This window comes from Varibaculum cambriense (assembly GCF_032557235.1).
GTDB classification, from domain to species: domain Bacteria; phylum Actinomycetota; class Actinomycetes; order Actinomycetales; family Actinomycetaceae; genus Varibaculum; species Varibaculum cambriense_C.
Genome location: NZ_JAWGMB010000019.1, coordinates 1 through 6,008, shown reverse-complemented (window position 1 = coordinate 6,008; position 6,008 = coordinate 1). Strand labels below are relative to the sequence as shown.

The following is a 6,008-nucleotide window of genomic DNA, read 5'->3' as shown; positions in this document are numbered from 1 at the left end:
CACAAACATGGTGCCATCGTTCTGTAGCACCGGTTGCGGAGTGATCGTGAATTCAATACCCGCTAAAGGCTGACCGTTCTTATCCACTTTCTTAAACTCGGCAGTACCAGTAATCGGCTCAAGAGGATACCACTTGCCAATATTGGTAACATCAGGCAGTTTAATCTTGTAGGTGCCGGTAGTGGAATCATAATTGGTGGCATTAAAGTCGGTAGCAGACAGCATATATGCCTTATCGGTAATGGCATATCCCGTGGGAGCTTCGATCTCTCGCACCGTCCACCCCGGGGTGGCAGTCACATTCGTGAACTTTACCCGGCCGTTAGAGTCCGAGATGGCACTGGCTTGCAGCGCTCCCTCTTTATCGTAGAGGCCGAATTTGGCTCCTGCGAGCAGTTTCTTCTGCGCTGTCTGTAATGGTTCAGCTTTGTATCCGTACTTGGTCAGCTCGATATTTACCGCCGGCGGCACCAGGGTGTTAATCACCGGGTTAGATTCCAGTTTGCCTTCGTGTGAACTATGCACACTCCAGAAATCATTGATTGCCTTTTTGCCCAAATGCTCTTGGGAACGCGGATCCGCACCCACCGGGCCAGCAATCATCGGTACCGTGATCCGTACTTCGCTGCTCGGCTGCTGCGGGTTGTTATTAGTAAATTTCAACCCCGTTACCGTCGGGCAGGGAGCGCTCTGCCAGTTGGCGCGATCTAGGTTATCTTTCGCGATACCAGTATCGCAGGTATAGAAGGTATTCCAACCGTTAGCTGCGGTGCCATCTACCATTTCGAAGCTGATTTGCCCGCTGGGATCGTACTGGTTTATCAGGGTGGAACCGCTGCGGGCAGGGGTACCTGCCACTGGTAGTAAGTCATAGATCACCGGATTTTGCTCCGGATTAGTTCCGTAGCCGAGGCGAAGCTGATAATCGAATTTCGCTCCCCCGACAGTCTTAATCTCGGTAACCCAGGGCGCGTTTGGCTTGCGCTCCTTAATCCGCTTGTAGATATAGGTTTCATCCCCTACAGCTACTCGGGTAGTGTTTTCCGCTCTTGACCACGTTCCAGAACCGGCAATCGGGTCTTTGACCGTGGTTGCCCATCTGTCTTTGTTTCTATCGCTTTTGTCTTCTGGGTACTCAACCTTACCTTGAGCATGCACGAACGCTTCGTTAATGATGTCACCGTCGATAACACCCCTGGTAATAGTGGTCTCTAGCTGTCCCACACTGTATACCTGGCTGGGATCCGTGACCTGGTCCGCTTGGAAACGAACCGCTACGCGTCCTGTCCCATTGAAGTTAGAAAGAATCTGGTAACGGGCTCCAGGTAGTTCCGCAAACGTTTTAGTCAGCGTCACCCGGTTAACTTCCAAGCCTCTAGGTAGCACATCTACCAGCTCAAAACCGGTTAAGGGATCACCATAATCGGTTTCTAGCTCCGCGCCCACGGTATAGGTACCGGTTTTACCGGCGAGAGTTGCCTTGTCAAAAGTGTTGACTTTGCGAGCTTTAAGCTTCTTGCCCTCGGGCAGCACCTTGACATGATCCTCTTTAATACGTTTTCCGCCCTGTACCTTATTTCTGAGGTCGGCTTGGCACTTCAGCTCCTCACAGAGGTTGCTATCCGGGTTGCGCAGCTTGGTGTGAATCTTGGTAATAGTTTTTTGTCCTGGCTGCGTAGCCTTAACGCTGCGCCACCGCAACTGGATGTTCTGGTAGGAGGTAAGATCCTCCGGCAGGTCGATCCGGTCAGTTCCCGTAATGCCCATGGAATAAAGAACTTTATATTTATCCGGTTCGCCAGTGGGACTAATAATCTCTAGGGTGCCCCCCACAAATACCGGGTCAGGGGTAATACCGGTGTACTGCAAACGGTCATCAAGGTCAAAGTCCCTAAGATTTAGGGTGACAGGGGTATCCGTAATGTTATTGGTCAGTACATTCCAATCGATTTCAAGAGAGCGATCTTGCTTAGTGTCGTAGATTACCGCGGCTCCATCACGGAAGTGCGGGCCAGCAGCAACCTTCGTTAGGGGAACCCCTGGAGGTGCAGTCTCCATCGGCTTATAGAAGCTGAAGTTAGTATCTGCCGCCCCCGTAAGCAGCGGTTCTTTCGGACCTTGCTCCTCGGGAGTGAGGGTGAAATCGGCGTGGTTATCAATCCGTTTTTGTTTCTTTGCCCCCGGGAAATGCAACTTCAAGCTACCTAGACCGGAGCTCTCCGTATGCAGACGTTTTTCGGTATTGGTGTAGGTGAGGGTGACCCCATCTTCCCCTAGCTCCCACCCCGGGTTTTCAGAGGCTACGAACTGGGCGCGTGCCTGGGTTCCATCAGTCTTGGTGTATAGCGGCAGCTGATCCTCAATAGTGTAACCCCGCACGTTCCGCATCAAATTCTTTACTCCAAAAGTAAAGGTGACCGCGTTATTGCCAGAGGTGCTGACGTCCCCTTCCGGATCGTCATCGTAGTCCCTGCATACGGCAAGATAACAGCCCACTGTATCCTTCGTGAAAGAAGGCAGCGGATAGTATCCCTTAAGGTTCACCGGTCCCGGTTTAGATTCTGGGTGAGGGGTCAACACATACTGCTTCCCGTCCGCGGCAGTATCCACCAGTTCCGCTTTGACCGGGAAAACCGCATCCGAGGCGGTGATCCTCTTTTTTATACGCCAGTAAATAGGAATACTGGTTCGAGTCGAGCTATCGTAATTCGGCTTCAGTTTAACTTCCAGCACTCCCGGAGCAACTACTTTAACTGAGGTAAAGAATTTGCTGGAACTTTTATCCCAATCCGCAACTTCTACCCGGGTAGGATCATAAGTTAACCGAATGACCCCATCCTTAACTACCGAGGTTCCGGCGTCCCCACCGTAGGTGAGGTCAACGCGCATATTATTACCGAATTCCTCTTCTAACTCATTGGACTCAGGCCAGCCAGGCTGGTTTATTTTTCCAGTCAAATTCAGACGCGCATAAGAGCCCATCATCTCTGCCGGAGCCTTCTGGTAACGGAAAACTATGTCCTTGTCGTTTCCGTCTAACTTAATGGTCTGGCTAGGAGGCAGCGAATAGCCCTTAATCATCGGCGGCACTAGCACATAATTCTGGTTGCTATCGCCCTCTTGACTGCTAATTGGGCGGTTTATTTCCGGTGCCAACGGCTGACCGGTTTCCTGATCAAGGTAGCGTACCCGCACCTGAGAATCGGTGAGGATAATGACGTCGTTACCATAGCCAGTAGTATATCCAGAAACATTATTGGGGTTCTTACCCGACTCCGGTCGCAGATATATAGGCCCATTAAGACCGCCGTAGGTAGTATTAGAGCCAGCGCCGCCTTTACCCCAACCTACGCCTGAGAACATTTCTACTGCATGTTCTAGATGATCATACTGCTGACCGTCATGAATCAGGGGAGCATCCGGAACCGTAAATACCATTCCTCGCGGAATGTTCGAGGAAAAAGTATCAGGCTCGATGTAGTACAAATTACCAAGAGAATCCGGGAGAGCGGTGATATTATTTTTACTTTTCTCTTTGTCTATATCCTTTGACTGCGAGTTAGAGGTAGAATACCCAAAAACATTAGCACGAGGGTCCCAGCGGGATATAGGTGCTCCCCGCTCACGCCCACCTAAGATCGATATCTTGCCCCAAGAATCCGGTATCGCCGTCAACTCATTATTGGCAAAAGCCCCATAGTGAATTTCGGTAACCTCACCCCAGGAACTGGGTAAAGCCTTGAGCCGATTATCCAAGAAACTGTACCTTCCGATTACAGTAATCTTGCCCCAAGAGGGTGGCAGAGAAACTATTTCATTGTTTAAGAACGCACCACGGGGAATCTGAGTAAATGTATCCCAAGGAGCGGTCAGAGCCGTGATTTTATTATCTTTGAAACTCTCGGCGCCGATAGTAGTAACGCTACCCCACGAATCCGGCAGACCGGTGAGGGCATTACCCATAAAAGCCTGAGCCCCAATAGTCTTCACCTTCCCCCAAGAAGAAGGCAGGGATTGAATCTGGTTAATATTAGTACCGGTATTTGCCTCAGACGGGTAACAACGGTAATCGGGATAAGCGTTATCTTTATAAATGTTCTTACCCGCAAAAGCACAAGGTTCAATGGTGGTTACACTGTCCCACGAGTCCGGAAGTACCGTGAGGTTATTTCGCACGAACGAGTTCTTACCGATAGTGGTCACCGATCCCCAGGCGGGCAGCGAGGCCAGTTGGTTATCGTAGAAAGCCTTTTCGGGGATAACGGTTATCTTGCCCCAGGAGTCTGGCAAAGAAGTTAACAGGTTAGAAGCAAAACTACTCGTGCCTAGTCGAGACACGTTTTCCCAAGAATCTGGGAGTTTAGTTAGTTTGTTTTTCTCAAATGCATAATTCCCAATGCTGGTAATTGCCCCCCAAGCTGGCAGCGAAGCTATCTGGTTATTATTAAACACCCACGAGGGCAGAGAGGTAATCTTACCCCAGTTAGCAGGTAACGCAGCGATTTTATTATTCGCGAACGCGGCTTCACCCACGCTAGCGACTTCATCCCATGAGTCAGGGAGCGCAGTTATTTGATTATTTTTGAACGCGGAGTCAGCAACTTCCGTAACCTTACCCCATGCGGGTAAGGAAACTAACTGGTTGGATTCAAAAACGCTATAGGGTAAAGAGGTGATTTTCCCCCAAGAATTCGGCAGCGCAGTCAGCTTATTGTTGTAGAAGGCATGCCTTCCCAGAGTAGCTACTTTCCCCCAAGAATCGGGAAGGGCAGTTAGCTGGTTCCCGAAAAATGCTAGTTGACCAATACGAGTTATGTCGCCCCAAGAGTCCGGCACCGAAACTATTTTATTGCCTTTAAATACACCCTCCCGAAGCTCGGTAATCTTGCCCCAGGGTGCTTCCAGCGCTGCAATATTATTGTCGCTAAAAGCGTCTTCACCCAGATAGGAGACATCCCCCCATGATTTAGGAAGGGTGGTTAGCTGGTTACCGGTAAATGCTAAATCTCTAATTGTTTCGACTTTGCCCCAAGAATCCGGCACCGCGGTAAGTTTAGAGCCTGAAAAGGCTCGCATTCCGATGTATTCTATACTCCCCCAAGAATCTGGCACCGAAGTCAAAGGCGTCGATCGGAATGCGTCCTCGTAAATAGAGTCAATCGGCTGTCCTTTATCACCGACAGTCGGCCAGCACCAATCTGAACTATTCTTAGTCTTACTGGCTCTATATTTGGCTAACCCCTCAGCACTAAAGCCAGCTATAGAGTTCCACTGTTTGTCTTTCGAATCAGTCCAGGTCTTATATTTGAAGTCTTTTACTTGCCAGCCGGGGCAGATAGTTTTTTCTGGCCAATCCGGACCTACTGCCACCTTGCCCTTAACGGTCTTAGTGCGCCCCTTAGAATCCTTAGCGGTGTAGTAGACATCGTAGGTAGCCTCTTGCACACTGGTGTCAATCGATTCGGGAGAAACTGTCAGGGAATCCGTAATATCATTCCCGTCAGTGTCCGTCGCGGTTACCCCTGCCAGCAAAGCCGCTTTGGTACCGTCACCGCCTTTGGAAATATGCTTTACAATTTTCCCGCTGATCTTGGGCGAGAAATCGGTTTTCTTGTACTTAAAAGTGACCTCATTGTCTGCCCCGGCCTGCGGGGTTATCTTTTGAGAATCTGGGGTTACCGCGTAGCCAGTCAGCTGCGGTGCCTCAATAGTGTTTTCTTCGCCCGCGAAATAGACCCCGTCCGGCTCCGTGAACTCACTTTGCAAAACCTGGGGGCTGCGCAAAGGTTTATTAGTATCCGCATCAATGTAGTTAATGGTGATCGAGACCGCATCCCCCGCAGCCACCTGACCAAACCCGGACTTGTACTTTTCGGACTTTACCGCGGCCGGGAGCGGTTGTTGCCTATCAGCCTTTTCCAGCACCACCCAACGCTTATTATTCGCAAACACTTCCGGACCAAACTCGGTGACAGTAGATGGAATCTTTACTTCTTTGATTTGGTTAC

The 6,008-nt window shown here is 50.1% G+C and carries 1 protein-coding gene; it reads right to left on the bottom strand.

The features are described from left to right. The coding region (locus E6072_RS08795) for a leucine-rich repeat protein (protein WP_316695137.1) at positions 1 to 6,008 on the bottom strand (6,008 nt) is incomplete at both ends.